This is a genomic window from Domibacillus sp. 8LH (genome assembly GCF_038806185.1).
GTDB lineage: Bacteria > Bacillota > Bacilli > Bacillales > Domibacillaceae > Domibacillus > Domibacillus indicus_A.
Genome location: NZ_JAVJNG010000379.1, coordinates 1 through 229, shown reverse-complemented (window position 1 = coordinate 229; position 229 = coordinate 1). Strand labels below are relative to the sequence as shown.

The window sequence follows — 229 nt, the reverse complement described above, 5'->3', positions numbered from 1 at the left end:
ACTTGAAGGGTCCTGAGTGTAGGCACGACGAAGAGACTCGAAGCGTTTCATCTTGTCTGGGTCGTACTGTCCACGGATGACCGCAGCTTGCCACTCCCCAGCAGCGTCCTGAGTAAGCGTCTGGAAGGCATTACGGAAAGGACCGTTGTTAGTGTCAGCCCTCAACAATGCCACCTTCTGAGCGTCCTTAGCAGCCTCAGGGATGTCCATCTGGTCAATCTGCTGTAGC

The 229-nt window shown here is 55.0% G+C and carries 1 protein-coding gene; it reads right to left on the bottom strand.

Features of this window, described 5'->3' with window-relative positions:
- Positions 1-219 (bottom strand): hypothetical protein (locus tag RG959_RS25090; protein WP_483298934.1); only part of this gene is annotated, 219 nt, incomplete at its 3' end.
- Between the last annotated feature and the right edge of the window lie 10 nt (positions 220-229).